Annotated in this window: 15 protein-coding genes; 13 read left to right on the top strand and 2 right to left on the bottom strand. The window is 73.4% G+C overall.

The features are described from left to right. Positions 1–227 precede the first annotated feature (227 nt). The 8 genes from ACYVJE_RS14140 (at position 228) to ACYVJE_RS14105 (ending at position 8,367) form a co-directional block, all read left to right on the top strand. Positions 228–1,028 (top strand): GntR family transcriptional regulator, encoded by an 801-nt coding sequence (locus ACYVJE_RS14140; RefSeq protein ID WP_459155830.1) that lies wholly within the window; start codon positions 228–230, stop codon positions 1,026–1,028. A gap of 249 nt (positions 1,029–1,277) precedes the next feature. Continuing rightward, positions 1,278–2,201: a sugar phosphate isomerase/epimerase family protein gene (locus ACYVJE_RS14135; protein WP_461144810.1), complete on the top strand. Its 924-nt coding sequence runs from the start codon at positions 1,278–1,280 to the stop codon at positions 2,199–2,201. 160 nt (positions 2,202–2,361) lie between these two features. Next, positions 2,362–3,393, top strand: a complete 1,032-nt coding sequence (locus ACYVJE_RS14130; protein WP_461144809.1) for a Gfo/Idh/MocA family protein — start codon at positions 2,362–2,364, stop codon at positions 3,391–3,393. 187 nt (positions 3,394–3,580) lie between these two features. Then, positions 3,581–4,510 carry a U32 family peptidase gene (locus tag ACYVJE_RS14125; protein WP_459155827.1) on the top strand — a complete coding sequence of 310 codons (930 nt, stop codon included), beginning with the start codon at positions 3,581–3,583 and terminating at the stop codon, positions 4,508–4,510. 28 nt (positions 4,511–4,538) lie between these two features. Beyond that, positions 4,539–5,552 carry a zinc-dependent alcohol dehydrogenase gene (locus ACYVJE_RS14120; protein WP_461144808.1) on the top strand — a complete coding sequence of 338 codons (1,014 nt, stop codon included), beginning with the start codon at positions 4,539–4,541 and terminating at the stop codon, positions 5,550–5,552. Between the two features lie 20 nt (positions 5,553–5,572). Continuing rightward, positions 5,573–6,430 carry an SMP-30/gluconolactonase/LRE family protein gene (locus ACYVJE_RS14115; protein WP_459155825.1) on the top strand — a complete coding sequence of 286 codons (858 nt, stop codon included), beginning with the start codon at positions 5,573–5,575 and terminating at the stop codon, positions 6,428–6,430. A gap of 97 nt (positions 6,431–6,527) precedes the next feature. Next, complete coding sequence (gene xylB / locus ACYVJE_RS14110; protein WP_461144807.1) at positions 6,528–7,940, top strand: xylulokinase; 1,413 nt, start codon at positions 6,528–6,530, stop codon at positions 7,938–7,940. Between the two features lie 76 nt (positions 7,941–8,016). Next, positions 8,017–8,367 (top strand): LapA family protein, encoded by a 351-nt coding sequence (locus ACYVJE_RS14105; protein WP_461144806.1) that lies wholly within the window; start codon positions 8,017–8,019, stop codon positions 8,365–8,367. A gap of 193 nt (positions 8,368–8,560) precedes the next feature. Here ACYVJE_RS14105 and ACYVJE_RS14100 read toward each other — a convergent pair whose 3' ends face one another. Both ACYVJE_RS14100 and ACYVJE_RS14095 read right to left on the bottom strand, forming a co-directional pair. Further along, the gene (locus ACYVJE_RS14100) at positions 8,561–9,481 is read right to left on the bottom strand and encodes a ribonuclease Z (protein ID WP_461144805.1); all 921 of its coding nucleotides are present in this window, start codon (positions 9,479–9,481) and stop codon (positions 8,561–8,563) included. A 9-nt stretch (positions 9,482–9,490) separates the two neighbouring features. After that, complete coding sequence (locus ACYVJE_RS14095; protein ID WP_461144804.1) at positions 9,491–10,447, bottom strand: sugar-binding transcriptional regulator; 957 nt, start codon at positions 10,445–10,447, stop codon at positions 9,491–9,493. A 123-nt stretch (positions 10,448–10,570) separates the two neighbouring features. Here ACYVJE_RS14095 and ACYVJE_RS14090 point away from each other — a divergent pair, with 123 nt between their 5' ends. The 5 genes from ACYVJE_RS14090 (at position 10,571) to ACYVJE_RS14070 (ending at position 16,037) form a co-directional block, all read left to right on the top strand. After that, positions 10,571–11,575 (top strand): zinc-dependent alcohol dehydrogenase family protein, encoded by a 1,005-nt coding sequence (locus tag ACYVJE_RS14090; RefSeq protein WP_461144836.1) that lies wholly within the window; start codon positions 10,571–10,573, stop codon positions 11,573–11,575. Further along, on the top strand, positions 11,565–12,971 hold the full coding sequence (locus tag ACYVJE_RS14085) for an ABC transporter substrate-binding protein (protein WP_461144803.1): 1,407 nt from the start codon (positions 11,565–11,567) through the stop codon (positions 12,969–12,971). Before ACYVJE_RS14090 ends, ACYVJE_RS14085 begins: the two co-directional genes overlap by 11 nt. Before the next feature lie 89 nt (positions 12,972–13,060). Further along, the gene (locus tag ACYVJE_RS14080; RefSeq protein ID WP_459159999.1) at positions 13,061–13,912 is read left to right on the top strand and encodes a carbohydrate ABC transporter permease; all 852 of its coding nucleotides are present in this window, start codon (positions 13,061–13,063) and stop codon (positions 13,910–13,912) included. 17 nt (positions 13,913–13,929) lie between these two features. Then, complete coding sequence (locus tag ACYVJE_RS14075) at positions 13,930–14,745, top strand: carbohydrate ABC transporter permease (RefSeq protein ID WP_459155819.1); 816 nt, start codon at positions 13,930–13,932, stop codon at positions 14,743–14,745. 80 nt (positions 14,746–14,825) lie between these two features. Then, positions 14,826–16,037 (top strand): dipeptidase, encoded by a 1,212-nt coding sequence (locus ACYVJE_RS14070; RefSeq protein ID WP_461144802.1) that lies wholly within the window; start codon positions 14,826–14,828, stop codon positions 16,035–16,037. Positions 16,038–16,198: the final 161 nt, after the last annotated feature.

The following is a 16,198-nucleotide window of genomic DNA, read 5'->3' as shown; positions in this document are numbered from 1 at the left end:
CGCGTCGAGCGCCTCATCCGAACGAGGGTTCGTTCCTTTCGCGAGGAATCTCCCTTTCGCTGGTCAGGCGACCGCTGAGTCGAGTCCGGCGAGGGCGGGACGAGACGCGGCGGGGGTGGAGCGCGAGGCGCGGGGGCGCGGCGGGAGCGGACGCGGGGGTGCATGTCAGCTCATTACGTCGTCGAGACATTATGCGCAGCGCGTCGGATTCCTGTTACCGTACGTTCGTGAAGTCCTCCGCGCACAACTCCGAAGCCGTGCGGCCCGAGGGCGCGGCCGCCCCGTGGGACCCCGCGCGCGACATCGAGGTGGACAGCTCCAGCCCCGTGCCGCTGTACCACCAGGTCGCCAGCCAGATCGAGAGCGCGATCGACGCGGGAGCACTCCCCGTCGGGGCGAAGCTGGACAACGAGGTGGACCTCGCCGCGCGACTGGGGCTGTCCCGGCCGACCGTCCGGCAGGCGATCGGTTCGCTCGTGGACAAGGGGCTGGTCGTGCGCAAGCGCGGAGCGGGCACGCAGGTCGCCTTCAGCCGGGTGACGCGCTCGCTGCAGCTGAGCAGCCTGTTCGACGACCTCTCCGACATGGACGCCGAGCCGGAGACGCGCGTGATCGTCAACGAGCTCATCGGCGCGCCCTCGGAGATCGCCTCGGTGCTGGGGGCGGGCAGGCAGGACCAGGTGCTGCACCTGGAGCGGGTGCGCTACTCGCGCGGTGAGCCGATCGCGCGCATGGAGAACTACCTCCCGCGGGGGCTCATCCGGCCCGCCGATGCGGACCTCGAGCGCTACGGCCTCTACCAGCTGCTGCGCTCCGCGGGCGTGCGCATGCACGTGGCGCAGCAGAACATCGGCGCGCGGCTGGCCGGCGCCCAGGACGCCGAACTGCTCGACGAGCCCGAAGGCGCGCCGCTGCTGACGATGAAGCGCACCACTCACGACCAGACCGGGGCGGTGGTGGAGTTCGGTTCGCACGTCTACCGCGCCTCGCGGTACTCGTTCGACCTGACGTTGCGCGGCGACGGCTGAGGCGCGCATCCGCGAGCAGGGGCCCGGCGGTCGATTCACCGCCGGGCCCCTGCTCGTGCGGCCCACCCGCCCCCTAAAGGTAAATATGTAAAGACTAAGTATTGACAGTGGTGTGCCGCCGCGGCAACACTACGGACGTTCGCCCGGAGAGCGAGGTCACAACGGCCGGCCTCCGGCGGGCCGGCCCGCCGCAGTGACGACCGCCCGCGTCCGTCCCCGAACCGGGGATCTTCGAAAAGGAGTGCTGCCATGTCCAGCGACGCACCGCACCAGGACACCCGCCTGCGCGTCGGGTCCGCGCCCGACTCCTGGGGCGTGTGGATGCCGGAGGACGAGCGCCAGACCCCGTGGTGGCGCTTCCTCGACGAGGTCGCCGAGGCCGGGTACCACTGGATCGAGCTCGGTCCCCACGGCTACCTGCCCACCGACCCGCAGCGCCTGTCCGACGAGCTGGACAGCCGCGGCCTGGCGGTCTCGGCGGGCACGTGCTTCACCGCCACCCACCGCGGCGACGCCGTCTGGGCGGAGACGTGGGAGCACGTGCAGCAGGTCGCCGCGCTGACCACCGCGATGGGCGCGCGCAACCTCGTGGTCATTCCCGCGATGTGGCGCGACCAGGACACCGGCCAGCGGGTCGAGGACCGCCACCTCACCGACGAGCAGTGGAAGTCCCTCAGCGCCGGCATCGACCGGCTCGGCCGCGCGCTGCACGAGGAGTACGGCATCCACCTGCGGTTCCACCCGCACGCCGACACCCACGTCGACACGCAGGAGAACGTGGAGCGCTTCCTGGAGGCCACCGATCCCGAGCACGTCAGCCTGTGCCTGGACACCGGCCACATCTCCTACTGCGGCGGCGACAACCTCGCCCTGCTGCAGAAGTACCCCGAGCGCATGGGCTACCTGCACCTCAAGCAGGTGCGGCCGGAGCTGGCCCGCGAGGTCTGGAGCGCGGACACCTCCTTCGCCGAAGCGGTGCGCCGGGGCGTGATGTGCGAGCCGCCGGAGGGCGAACCCGACCTCGGCTCCGTCCTCGACGCGGCCGCGGGAGTCGACGCGGACATGTTCGCCATCGTGGAGCAGGACATGTTCCCCTGCCCGCCGGAGCAGCCGCTGCCGATCGCGCGGCGCACGCGCCAGTACCTGAGCCGCTGCGGCGCCGGCTTCCGCTGAGCCGGGCCCAGCGACGACCCCCGGCCCGCGGGATCGGACGCGCCGGTCCCGCGGGCGCCCCGAGGGGCCGGACGCACGGCCTCGTGCCGCGGGCCGGGGGTCGAGGACGAGGCCCGGGCGCCGCGGCCGCCCGCACGAGCCTGAGAGGAAGAGGAGTTCCATGCGCATCGGACTGCTCGGCGCCGGCCGAATCGGACAGATGCACGGACACAACCTGCGCACCGCCTCCCGCGTCGACGAACTGCTCGTGGCCGATGCGGCGCCCGAGCGCGCCCGCGGCCTCGCCGCGGAGCTGGGAGCCAGCGCCGCGGACACGCCGGAGGAGGTGTTCTCCGCCGGCGTCGACGGCGTCGTCATCGCCACGGCCACCGATGCGCACCCGGTGATGCTCGAGCTCGCGCTGCGGCACGGGGTCCCGGCGCTGTGCGAGAAACCGATCGCCGCCGACCTGGCCGTCACCCGCGCGCTGGTGGAGCGCATCGAACAGGCCGGGCTGGCGGTGCAGGTCGGCTTGCAGCGACGTTTCGACGCCGGTTACCGGGCGGTGCGCGAGCAGGTCCGCTCCGGCGAGCTCGGTTGGGTCCACAGCGTGCGGGCGGTCACCGCCGACGAGCAACCACCGCCGCCGGAGTTCATCCCCGCTTCGGGCGGACTGCTGCGCGACTGCGGCATCCACGACTTCGACATGCTGCGGTGGATCACCGGATCCGAGGTGTCCACAGTGCACGCCCAGGGAGGGAACCGGGGCGCGGACTACATCGCCGAGGGCGGCGACGTCGACACCGCTGCCGTGGTGGCCGCTCTGGAGAGCGGAACCCTGGCCACCGTCTCGGCGAGCCGGTACAACGGAGCCGGGCACGACGTGCGCATGGAGGTGTGCGGTTCGCGCGGGGCCGGATTCGTCGGCCACGACGAGCGAGCGCCGCTGCCGTCGGTCGAGCAGGGCGTCGCCTGGCCGTCCGGGCGGCCGTACCGCACGTTCGCCGAGCGCTTCGGCCCCGCCTACCGCGTCGAGCTCGAGGCGTTCACCGCGCTCGTGGCGGGGGAGGCCGTCAATCCGTGCGCGCCGCGCGAGGCGCTGGAGGCGCTCCGCGTCGCCGAGGCCGCGCAGCTGTCCCTGCAGCAGGGGCGTCCCGTGCACGTGGCGGAGGTGCGCGAGGAGCCCGAGCACGTGGCTGCGGCCTCCGGCTGAGCCCCGCCCCGCGCGTGCCCGCAGGCCCGCGGGCGCCGGATCGCACCCCGGCGCCCGCGGGCCTGAGCTGTTTCCGGGACCGCGCCACCGGATCCCGCAGCCGGGGAGCGCGGGCTCGCGTTGACCACACCTCGGGGGCAGTCGTACGATTTCCAGGACGTTGTTCGGAATACCGAATGGAGCAAGGGTGCGTGCGACTCGCGAGTTCCTGCGGCAACGGGGGTATCCGGCCGCTGACAGCCCCGAGACCAGCGAGCAGCGCTTCCCGGACGGGGCGCAGTACCGCGTGGAGATCCCCAGCACCGAAGGTCCCGAGGTGCTCGCGGCCGTGCTCGACGAGGCCGACCGGCGCGAGGTCGCGGTCCACCGCATCTCCCAGGGCAGCGGGAGCATGCTGCTCACCGACGGCGAGCTCGACCGGATGAGCACCACGGCCGCAGCCCGGGGGGTCGAGCTCAGCCTGTTCGCACGTCCGCTGGCCGGCTGGGACACCGGCGGGCTCTGCGCCGCCGCCGGCGGCGGGCCGGTCGCGGCCCAGGCGCGCGGCACCGAGCAGCTGGTGCACGTGCTCGAGGACGTCCGGCGCAGCGCCGAGGCCGGTGTGCGCAGCGTGCTCATCACCGACCTCGGTGTGCTCCGCGTCGCCGCGGCCATGCGCGAAGCCGGCGATCTGCCCGCCGACATGCAGTTCAAGGTCAGCGTCCAGATGGGACTGGCCAACCCCGCGTCGGTGCGCCTGGTCGAGGACCTCGGCGCCGACACCTACAACGTGCCCACCGACCTGAGCGTCCCGCAGCTGGCCGCGCTGCGGGCGGCGACGAGCCTGCCGCTCGACGTCTACGTCGAATCCCCCGACGACCTCGGCGGTTTCGTGCGCCACTACGAGATCGCCGAGATCGTCCGCGTCGCCGCGCCCGTCCACGTCAAGTTCGGCCTGCGCAACGCGCCGAACATCTACCCCAGCGGCACGCACCTGGAAGGCACCGCCGTGGCGCTGTCCCGCGAACGCGTGCGCCGCGCCCGCATCGGGCTGGACCTGCTGCACCGCTACGCCCCGGACAGCACGCAATCGCCGCTGCCGGCCGGGGGAGCGGCCGTGCCCAGCACCGGGAAGTGACCCGCACACCATCCACGGAGGACGCGGCATGGACGCGCGCGCCGTCGTCATCGACGAACCCGAGCACCTGCGCACCGCACCGGCCGAGCCCCGGCGACCGGAGGCGGGGGAAGCGCTCGTCCGCGTGGCGTGGTCGGGCATCTGCGGCTCGGACCTGGAGGTCTACCGCGGAACCCGGCCCGCCGAGCTCGTCCGGTACCCCGTCGTGCCCGGGCACGAGTGGTCGGGCACGGTGCAGGAGGTCGGAAGCGGCGTCGACCCCGACTGGGTCGGCAAGCCGGTCGTCGGGCAGGGGATCCGCAACTGCGGCACGTGCCCGGCATGCCGCAGGGGATCCGACAACCTCTGCGCCACCGACTACGACGAGACCGGCTTCACCCGCCCCGGAGCTTGGGCCGACCACCTCGTCCTGCCCGCCCGGCTGCTGCACGAGTTGCCCGCGCACGCGGACCTGCGCGCCGCCGCGGCCCTCGAACCGACCGCCTGCGCCGCGGCGGCGTGCCTGCGGCTGGCGACCGTCCCCGGCGAGCGGGCCGCCGTCGTGGGCGCGGGCAGCCTCGGGCTGCTGGCCACCCAGCTGCTCGCCGCGGCCGGGCCGCGCGAGCTCGTCGTCGTCCACCCCGACCGCGATCGGACCGCGCTGGCCGAGCACTGCGGTGCCGACCGCCTCGTCGGCACCGCCGAGGCCGAGCAGTGGCACGGTTGCTTCGACGCCGTCCTCGAGGCGGCCGGAGCCCCCGGGACGGCACGGCAGGCGATCCGCCTGGCCCGGCGCGGCGGTCGCGTCGCGCTGACCGGGCTCGCCGCCGCGGACCCGGACCCGCCCACCCCGGTCGAACTGGTCAGCGCCGAGCTCGCGGTGCACAGCGTGTTCGGCGCCTCGGCCACCGCGTGGACGCACGCGGTGCGGGCCTTCACCGCCGGCGCGGTCGACCCGGGGCGGATCATCACCGCCGAATTCGGCATCGACGAAGCGGGACACGCGTTGCAGACCCTGGGGCAGCGCCGGAGCGATACGGTAAAGATGGTGCTGCACCCCTGAGCGACGTGAACGGAGGGCGCATGAGCCAGCGCGCCGAGCCCATCACCGAAGCCTGCGCCCACCACGGCGAAGGCCCCGTCTGGCACCCCGCGTGGCCGGGGCCGCGGTGGGTCGACATGCACGCCGGCGACGTGCTGACCCTGGACCGCACCACGGGCGAGGTCAGCCGCACCCACGTCGGTGAGGTCGCCGCGATGCTGCGGCCCCGCTCGGCCGGCGGGGTCGTGCTGGCGCTGGAGCGCGGCTTCGCCCTCGCCGACGACGACCTCGGCAACCTGTTCCCGTTCGAACCACTGTGGACCGATCACTCGGTGCGCATGAACGACGGGGGGTGCGCGCCCGACGGGAGCCTGTTCTGCGGATCGATGGCGGTGTCCGAGGCCCCGGAGGAGGGCTCGCTGTTCCGCCTCGACCCGCTGGGGGAGGTGACCATCGCCATCCCCGAGGTGACCGTGTCGAACGGGTTCGCCTTCAGCCCGGACGGCGGGACCGCCTACTACGTGGACACGCCCACCCAGTGCGTCGACGCGTTCGACTACGTCGACTACCAGCTGCAGCGGCGCCGCACCGTGGTGCGCATCGATCCCGCCGACGGCGCGCCGGACGGGCTGGCCGTGGACGCGCAGGGCGACATCTGGGTCGCGCTGTGGGGCGGGGGAGCGGTGCGCCACTACACGCCCGAGGGCAGGCTCGTCGCCACCTACGAGGTCCCCGCGCCGCGCGTGACGGCGTGCGCCTTCGGCGGTGCGGACTACGACGAGCTGTTCATCACCACGTCCCGAGTGGACACCGACCTGGAGCGGTACCCGCGGGCCGGGGCGCTGTTCCGGATCGCCGACGTCGGCCCGGGAGCACCGGTCCTGCCCTACGGCGGCTGACGTGCGCGGACCGGTGCCCACCGGTGCTCCGGTTGACCGCACGCGTGCGCACCGTGGCAGGATCTTGCCGGTTTCCCGGCTGGAAGGAAGATGCCACGTGCACGTGCTCGGTCTCGACTCCTCGACGCAGTCCACCAAGGCGGTGCTGGTCGACGCCGACAACGGCGCGATCACCGCGCAGGGGCAGGCGGCGCACCCCGAGGGGACCGAAGCGCCGCCGCAGGCCTGGTGGGACGCCGCGCAGGACGCGGTGCGCCGAGCGCTGGCCGAGGCGCCCGACCACCCCGTGGCGGCCGTGTCCGTCGCCGGCCAGCAGCACGGCATGGTCGCCGTGGACGCGGCGGGGCGGCCGGTGCGCGACGCCCTGCTGTGGAACGACACGCGCTCGGCCGAGCAGGCGCGCGGTCTCACCGCCCGCTACGGGGCCGAGACCTGGGCCCGGCGCACCGGGCTGGTGCCGGTGCCCAGCTTCACCGTGACCAAGCTGGCGTGGCTGGCCGAGCAGGAACCGGACAACGCCGACCGCGTCGAGCAGGTGCTGCTCCCGCACGACTGGGTCACCTGGCAGTTCGCCGGGGCGCGCACCGAGGCGTGCACCGATCGCGGAGACGCCTCCGGCACGGGCTACTTCGACCCGACCACCGGCACGTGGTTGCCCGACCTGCTCGCCGACGCGATGGGCGGGCGGCGGCCGCGGCTGCCGCGCGTGCTCGGGCCCGCCGAGCCCGGCGGGACCGCAGCTCTGTCCGGTGTGTCCGGTGCGCTGCTGGCCCCCGGCACCGGCGACAACATGGCCGGGGCGCTGGGGCTCGGCGCGCAGCCCGGGGATGTCGTCGTCTCCCTGGGCACCTCGGGCACCGCGTTCGCCGTCACCGACGGTCCGACCGCCGATCCGAGCGGCACGGTCGCCGGTTTCTGCGACGCCACGGGGCGCTACCTGCCGCTGGTGTGCACGCTCAACGCCGCGCGCGTGCTCAGCGCGACCGCGGAGGTGCTCGGTACCGACCTGGCAGGGCTGGACGAGCTCGCCCTCGAAGCCGCTCCGGGCGCCGGTGGGCTGACGCTGCTGCCGTACCTCGAGGGGGAGCGCACGCCGGACCTGCCGGAGGCGAGCGGCACGCTCGCCGGGCTGCGGCGCACGAACATGACGCCGCAGAACCTGGCCAGGGCCGCGGTCGAGGGGATGCTCTGCGGTCTGGCCGACGGGGTGGACGCGCTGCGCGGGACCGGAGTCGAGGTGCGCCGCGTGCTGCTCATCGGCGGTGCGGCCAAGTCGGCCGCGGTCGAGGCGGTCGCGGCCGACCTGTTCGGCGTCGGCGTGGAGATCCCGGACCCGGCCGAGTACGTCGCGCTCGGCGCGGCGAAGCAGGCGGCGTGGGTGGCCGGTGGCGGAAGCGGGCCCCCGGAGTGGCCGCTGCGCGGCCGGAGCGCGCAGCCGCGGGACCCGGACGCCGGGGCAGCGGTGCGGGCGGAGTACGCGCAGGCGCGGGCCGCGATCGCCGGGGTGTGACCCACCATCGCTCGTTCGGGTGAGAATCGGCCGTGTGCCGGATCGGGGCCGGCAGGGGGAACGCGAAGATGCCCCCATGAGCAAACGGGACGAGTCCGGGAACTCCGGTGAGGCCGCCCCCGCTTCCGGGCAGCACCAGGCCGGGCGCACGCGCACCGGGGGGATCTGGGTGGCCGTCGTCGTCGCGGCGGTCGTGCTCGCCTTCCTGCTGGTGTTCATCCTGCAGAACTCCGAGGCGGTCACGGTCCGGTTCCTGTGGATGCAGGGCCAGCTGCCCACCGGGGTGGCGCTGCTGTTCGGCGCTCTGGCCGGCGCGCTGTTCGTGGCGCTGATCGGCACGGCCCGGATCCTGCAGCTGCGGCACGCCGCCCGGCGCCGCCGGCGCCGGGGTCGCCCGGGGCTCTTCCGCCGCGCTGCTCCTTCGTAGGGGCGACTCGTCGGCGCTGCGGCACGCACCGGCTTTCCGGGACTCCTCCAGAGAGCGCGATTTCCATGAAACCGGGAGCCGTCCCCGCACGTTTGCAGGGCGAACTGTCCCCACGCGATCGTGGTAGCTCCGACTGCATCGATGAGGACCACCGAGGCGCCTGCTGCACCGGGGGAGCGGCGCCGCCGGGGAGTCAGGGGCGGCGCCGCGGTGGCAGGGGTACGCGGGCGAGGTCCTCGGCCACGTGCACCGGGCCGTCGAACACGGCCGCGGCCTCGGCGGCGAACCGCGCCGGGTCCTCGTAACGCTGGGAGAAGTGCGTCAGCACCAGCGCGCCCACGCGGCACTCGGCGGCGACGCGCGCGGCCTGCGCCGCGGTCAGGTGGCGGTACTCCTCGGCCAGGTGCGCGTCCTGGTCGAGGAACGTGGACTCGACCACGAGCAGGTCCACCCCCTCGGCGAGCGCGAACACCCCCTCGCACAGCCGAGTGTCCATGATGAACGCGGCCTTCTGCCCCGGGCGGTGCGCGCTGACCTCGGCCAGCTCGACCACCCCGCGGGGCAGCTGCAGCCTCCCCGCGCGCTGCAGCTGGCCCACCTGCGGGCCGCTGATGCCGTGCCGCGCCAGCTCCTCGGGCAGGATCCGCCGCCCGTCCGGTTCGACCAGGCGGTAGCCGAAGGTCTCGATCCGGTGGTCCAGCCGCCGCGCGTGCAACGTGCCGAACGGGCCCGAGGCGACCACCCCGTCCTGGCGGATCGGGTGCTGGTGCAGGTCCAGCCCGTCGGAGGACACCGACGCGCGCCGCAGGTGGTGGAAGTGCTCCTCCCCGCGGGCGGGGTAGTGCGCGTGCACCGGCCGGGCCACGCCGTCCAGGGACATCCGCTGCAGCACGCCGGGCACCCCCAGGCAGTGATCACCGTGGAAGTGCGTCAGGCAGAGGTGGTGGATCTCGTGCGCCCGGGCGCCGGCGAGGGTCATCTGCCGCTGGGTCCCCTCGCCCGGGTCGAACAGGAAGCCGGTGCCGTCCCACCGCAGCAGGTAGCCGTTGTGGTTGCGGTGCTTGGTCGGCACCTGGCTGGCGGTGCCGAGCACGACGAGTTCGCGCTGCGACATCACCCCAGGCTAGGACACCTCGGGCAGGAGCCGTTCCGCGGCGTCGGTGTCGATGATCAGGCTGGTGATGATGCCCGAGCGCAGCATCGCGGCGATGGCCGGGGCCTTCGCGGTGCCGTAGCCGAGGCCGACGACCTCGTCGATGCCGCGCAGCTGGTCGCCGCCGATGGCGAGGATGCGGTGGGCCAGCTCGGTGGCCACGGGTGCGCCGGTGCCGTCGAAGACGCGCCCGGCGATCTCGGCGACGGCGCCCGCGCGGGCGAGCCCGTCCCGTTCGGACTCACCGATCGTGTCGTACACCGTGGACTCCCCGTGCTGCCACGCGCCGATGCTCACCACGGCGGTGGTGATGCGGCGGAACTGCTCGAAGGTTTCGGCGATGCCCGGCTGGCTGCGCAGCACGTCGGTGGTGCGCCGGTCGGGCAGCACGAGCGGGCCGTAGATCGGGTAGGGCGGGCCGCCGCTGGAAGCGGCGACGTGGCGCACGGTTTCGACCGTGCGGTCGCGCATGTCCATGCCGGCGTGCACCCCGCACAGCTGCACCACGGGGCAGGGCGGCAACTCGCCGACCGCGGCGGCCATCGCGTTGACCGTGCGGGCCCAGGCCAGTCCGAGGACGTCGTCGGCGGAGAGCAGGTCGCCGAGCAGGGCGGCGGCGAGCGCGCCGATGCGCTCGCGCAGCACGGGCCGCGCGTCCGGGGTGTGCGCGCGGTCGAGGACGAGCGCGCGGCGCAGCCCGTAGGTGCGCGCGATCGCGTCGCCGAGACCCGGGTCCACGGGCAGCGGCAGGTCGAACTCCACGCGCACGAGCCCGCGTTGCTGGGCCGCGGTGATCAGCCGCGCGACCTTGAAGCGGCTCAGCCCGAGGTCCGCGGCGATGTCGATCTTGGACTCGCCGAGCACGAAGTGGCGGTGCGCCGCGGTCGCGGCCAGCAGTGCGGTATCGGTGTCCCACTCATTGCTCATATGAGCATTCTACTCATCGATCTGCCGGAATGAGTTGACGAATTGACGGCGCACCCTCTTCAATTTCGGATCAAGCGCGAAGCAACGGGACGCGGAAGTGCTCATATGAGCGAAAGGGGAAGCATGCGCGCGGCGATCATCGACAAGCCCGGCCAACTCCGGGTCGGCACCGTCGCCGATCCGGAACCGCAGCCGGACGAGCTCGTGGTCCGGGTGGGGGCCTGCGGCATCTGCGGCACGGACGTGCACATCGCCGACGGCGAGTTCCCGCCCACGCCGTACCCCATCGTTCCCGGGCACGAGTTCGCCGGCGAAGTCGTCGCCGTCGGTGCGGCCGTGCGCGGGGAGTGGCGCACCGGCGACCGCGTCGCCGTCGATCCCTCCCGGTTCTGCGGCCGCTGCGCGCCGTGCCGGTCTGGTCGCGGCAACCTCTGCGCCGCGTGGGGCGCCACCGGCGACACGGTCGACGGTGCCTTCGCCGAGTACGTGGCCGTGCCCGCCGCGACCTGCCACCGCATGCCCGAGTCGATGACCTTCCAGCAGGGCGCCGCGGTCGAACCCGTCTCGTGCGCCGTGCACGGCGTCCGCCGCATCGGCGTCGAAGCGGGGGAGCGGTTCCTCGTCACCGGCGCGGGCACGATGGGGCTGATCATGCAGCAGCTGCTGCAGCGCTCCGGAGCCGCGGTCACCGTCGTCGACCGCAACGCCGAACGCCTCGGCCGGGCCCGCGAGCTCGGGGCGCGGACCGTCGCGGGCGACATCGCCGAGCTCGACGAGCGCTTCGAGGCCGCGATCGACTGCACCGGCGCGGCGCCCGCGATCGAAGGGGCCTTCGACGCCCTCGACCGCGGCGGGCGCCTGCTCGTGTTCGGCGTGGCCGCCGAACAGGCGCGCGTGCAGCTGTCGCCGTTCCGCATCTACAACGACGAACTCACCATCGTCGGCTCCATGGCCGTGCTGCACAGCTACGGCCGTGCGCTCGAACTCGTCGGCAGCGGTGCGGTGGACACCGACGCGCTGGTCACCGACACGCTCCCGCTCGAGCGCTTCGACGACGCGCTCGCCCGGATGCGCGCCGGTACCGGGCTGAAGATCCAGGTCACCCCGGGAGGAACCGATGCGCGGTAGCGGAGGGGACGGCAGCGCGAGAGGGCGCGGCAGCGGGAGGAGGCGCGGCGGGGCGAGCGCGCGCGGCCTCGTCGCGCTGCTGGCCGTCGGCGTGCTGCTGGTCAGCGGCTGCGCCGGCGCCGGGGAGCTGGGCACCGACCGGCGCACGCTCACGGTGGCCATCGTGTCCAACCCGCAGATGAAGGACGCGATCGCGCTGTCCGACCAGTTCGAGCGCGAGAACCCCGGCATCTCGCTGAAGTTCGTCGAACTGCCGGAGAACCAAGCGCGGGCGAAGATCACCGCCTCCACCGCCACCCAGGGCGGCGAGTTCGACATCGTGATGATCAGCAACTACGAGGCCGAGCAGTGGGCCGCCAACGGCTGGCTGCGCAACCTGCAGCCGCACATCCGCAGCAGCCCCGGCTACGACCCCGGTGACTTCATCCCCAGCATCCGCGAGTCCCTGTCCTACGAGGGATCGATGTACGCGGTCCCGTTCTACGGCGAGTCGTCCCTGCTCAGCTACCGCAAGGACCTCTTCCGCGAGGCGGGGCTGCGCATGCCGGAGAACCCCACCTGGGGGCAGGTCGCCCGGATGGCCGCGCAGCTCGACGACCCCGAACGCGGGATCGCCGGCATCTGCCTGCGCGGCAAACCGGGGTGGGGCGAGAACCTCGCGCCGTTCACCTCGATCGCCCACGCCTTCGGGGCGCGCTGGTTCGACGAGGACTGGAACGCGCGCCTGACCTCGTCGAACTTCCGCCGCGCGGCCCACTTCTACGTCGACCTGGTGCGCGCGCACGGCGAAGTCGGCGCCTCCAGCGCCGGGTTCTCCGAGTGCGGCAACCGCTACACCCAGGGCAACGCGGCCATATGGTACGACGCCACCGCCATGGCCGGCACCAACGAGGACCCGGGCAGCAGCAACGTCGTCGGCAAGTCCGGCTACGTCACCGCGCCCGTGGCCGAGACGCCGCGCACCGGCTGGCTGTACACCTGGGCGCTGGCCATCCCGAAGTCCACCGAGAACCCCGGTGCGGCGTGGAAGCTCATGCGGTGGATGACCAACAAGGAGTTCGTGCGCGAGGTCGGCACCCGGCTCGGCTGGAACCGGGTGCCACCGGGCCACCGCGAGTCCACCTACGAGATCCCGGAGTACCGCCGCGCGGCCGCCGCCTACGCCGGGCCGACGCTGGACGCGATCGAGAGGGCCGACCAGCGCACGGCGATCCGCGGGCCGGTGCCCTACGAGGGGCTGCAGTTCGTCGGCATCCCGGAGTTCCAGGACCTGGGCACACGGGTGAGCCAGCAGCTGTCGGCCGCCATCGCCGGGCGCAAGAGCGTCGACGAGGCGCTGCGGCAGTCCCAGCAGTACGCCGAGTCCGTGGCACGTTCCTACCGGGAGGAGCAGTGAGCGCAGTCACCGAGGAGTCCGCGCGCCCGGCAGCGCCCGCCGCGCCCCGCGAGGGCGGGCGCGGGCGCGCGGGACGGCGCGAGCGCTGGCTGCGGCGCCTGCCGCTGCTGCCGGCGTTGCTGTTCACCGTCGTGGTCACGCAGGTCCCGTTCCTGCTGACCGTGTACTACTCGCTGCAGTCCTGGAACCTCGTCCGCCCCGGTTCGCAGCAGTTCGTCGGGCTGCGCAACTACGCGGACGTGTTCGCCGACAGCCAGTTCCGCACCGCGGCGCTGAACACGGTCGCGCTGACCGTGGTCTGCGTGGTCGTGTCCCTGCTGCTCGGTCTGGGGCTGGCGCTGCTGCTCGACCGCGAGTTCCCCGGCCGCGGCGCGGTGCGCACCCTGCTGATCACGCCGTTCCTCGTCCTGCCGGCGGCCGGCGCGCTGCTGTGGAAGACGACGATGTTCGACCCCTCCTACGGGCTGCTGAACTTCGCGCTCGGCACCGAGGTGGACTGGCTCTCGACGTTCCCGCTGGCCTCGGTGATGACCCAGATCATCTGGCAGTGGACGCCGTTCATGATGCTGCTGCTGCTGGCCGGGCTGCAGGCCCAGTCCCGGGAAGTGCTCGAAGCGGCCCAGGTCGACGGCGCGGGGCGCTGGCGCACCTTCGTGTCGATCACGCTGCCGCAGCTGAGCCGTTACATCCAGCTCGCCGTGCTGCTGGGCGCGATCTACATCGTCAACAGCTTCGACGCCATCTACCTGATGACGCAGGGCGGTCCGGGCACGGCGAGCACGAACCTGCCGTACTACATCTACCAGCGAGCGTTCGAGGGGTTCGACGTCGGGCAGTCGGCGGCGATGGGCGTGGTCGTCGTGGTCGGCACGCTGATCGTGGCGACCTTCGCCCTGCGGCTGATGTTCCGCTCGTTCGGCGTCCACGGGAGCACGAGATGAGGGGGCACGGGGACGAGATGAGAAGGCATGCGGGCCGTTGGGCGCTGACCGCGGCCACCTGGGCGATCGCCGTGGTGTTCGTCCTCCCGCTGCTGTGGATGGTGCTCACCGCGTTCAAGCGGGAGGTCGACGCCTACACCGACCCGCCGCGGCTGCTGTTCACCCCCACCTGGGAGCAGGTCCAGGGCGTGCTCGAACGAGGATTCCTGCCGTACCTGGGCAATTCCGCGTTCGTCACCGCCACCTCCACGCTGCTGGTGCTCGCGCTGGCCCTGCCGGCGGCGTACGCGCTGTCCATCGCGCCGATCCCGCGCAGCAGCGACGCGCTCGGCTTCTTCCTGTCCACGAAGATGCTGCCGATCGTCGCCGCGATCATCCCGCTGTACGTGGTCTCGCAGAACCTGGGGCTGCTCGACAACGTCTGGGTGCTGGTGCTGCTGTACGCGGCGATGAACCTGCCGCTGGCGGTGTGGATGCTGCGGTCGTTCCTGCTGGAGGTGCCGCGCGAACTGCTGGAGGCCGGACGGATCGACGGGGCCGGGTTGCCGACCCTGCTGGCGCGCGTGCTGCTGCCCGTGGTGGCGCCCGGCATCGCTGCCACGGCGCTGGTCTGCGTGATCTTCTCGTGGACCGAGTTCTTCTTCGCCGTCAACCTCGCCGCCGCGCGCGCCGGCACCGTCCCGGTGTACCTCGTCGGGTTCATCACCAGCGAGGGGCTGTACTGGGCGCAGCTGTCGGCGGCGGCGCTGCTGGCCTCGCTGCCGGTGGTGGTCGTGGGGTGGTTCGCGCAGAACCACCTCGTCCGCGGGCTGTCCATGGGTGCGGTGAAGTGATCCGCATGACCTCCGGGAGGCGGTAACCTGGCGGCGGTGCACACGGCGCGGCGCGCCCGCGGAGACGACCGGAGGTGGGCATGACCGGTGCGGAGGAGTCCACGGCCGAACACCTGTTGCCCCGCGCCCGCGCGCTGCTGGCCGAGTACCCCGTCGTCGACGGGCACAACGACCTGGCCTGGGCGTTGCGCACGCAGGTCGGCTACGACCTCGGCCGGTGCGACGTCGGGGCGGACCAGACGGGCCGGCTGCACACCGACCTGCCGCGGCTGCGCGCCGGTGGCGTGGGCGCGCAGTTCTGGTCGGTGTACGTCTCCACCGACCTCGCCGGCGACCGCGCGGTCAGCGCCACCCTCGAGCAGATCGACTGCGTGCGCACCCTCCTGCGCCGCCACCCGGGGACGCTGGTGGCGGCGGACTCGGCCGCGGACGTGGAGCGCGCCCGGGCGCACGGGCGGATCGCCTCGCTGCTCGGGGCCGAGGGCGGGCACTGCATCGCCGGCTCGCTGGGCACGCTGCGCGTGTTCCGCGAGCTCGGCGTGCGCTACCTGACGCTGACGCACAACGAGAACGTGCCCTGGGCGGACTCGGCCACCGACACGCCGGCTGCCGGTGGCCTGACCCCGTTCGGCACCGCCGTGGTGCACGAGATGAACCGGCTCGGCATGCTCGTCGACCTCTCCCACGTCTCCGCCGACACCATGCGCGCGGCGCTGCGCGCGAGCCGGGCGCCGGTGCTGTTCTCCCACTCCTCGGCGCGCGGGGTGTGCGACCACCCGCGCAACGTCCCCGACGACGTGCTCGAGGCGATGCCGGACAACGGCGGGGTCGTCATGGTGACGTTCGTGCCCAAGTTCGTCTCCGCCGAGGCGGTCGCGTGGGACCGCGAGATGGACGCCCACCTCGGATCGCTCGGCCTCGACCCGATGTCGCCGGAGGCCGCTGCGGTCGCGGAGCGGCGGCGCTTCGCCGAGAGGCACCCGCCGCCGCAGGTCACCGTGTCCAGTGTGGCCGATCACCTCGAGCACGTGCGGGAGCGCGCCGGCATCGAGCACATCGGACTCGGCGGCGACTACGACGGGACCGGGGACATGCCGCGCGGGCTCGACAACGTCGCCGGCTACCCGCGACTGATCGCCGAACTGCTGCGGCGCGGCTGGTCCGAACCCGACATCGCGAAACTGACCTGGCACAACGCCGTTCGCGTGCTGCACGAGGCCGAAGAGGTGGCCGCGCGGCTGCAGGCGCACGAGCGACCGGCGCCGCCCGTCCTCGGCGAGCGCGACGGCTGAACGCCCCCGCCGCTCGTCGCGACGGCCCGTTCCGCCTCCCCGGGTCGTCCCGCTCCGCCGCCTCCCGCGGAGGCGCGTGTACCAGGTGTTCGAAGGCCCCGACGCGCCGCGGCGCTTCGTCCTGCGTTGTGCCCGGCGGGATCTTAGGATGCCGACTACGC

The organism is Salinifilum aidingensis (genome assembly GCF_054782015.1).
The sequence above is the reverse complement of the archived record's forward strand: the minus strand, read 5'-3'. Positions and strand labels throughout refer to the sequence as shown.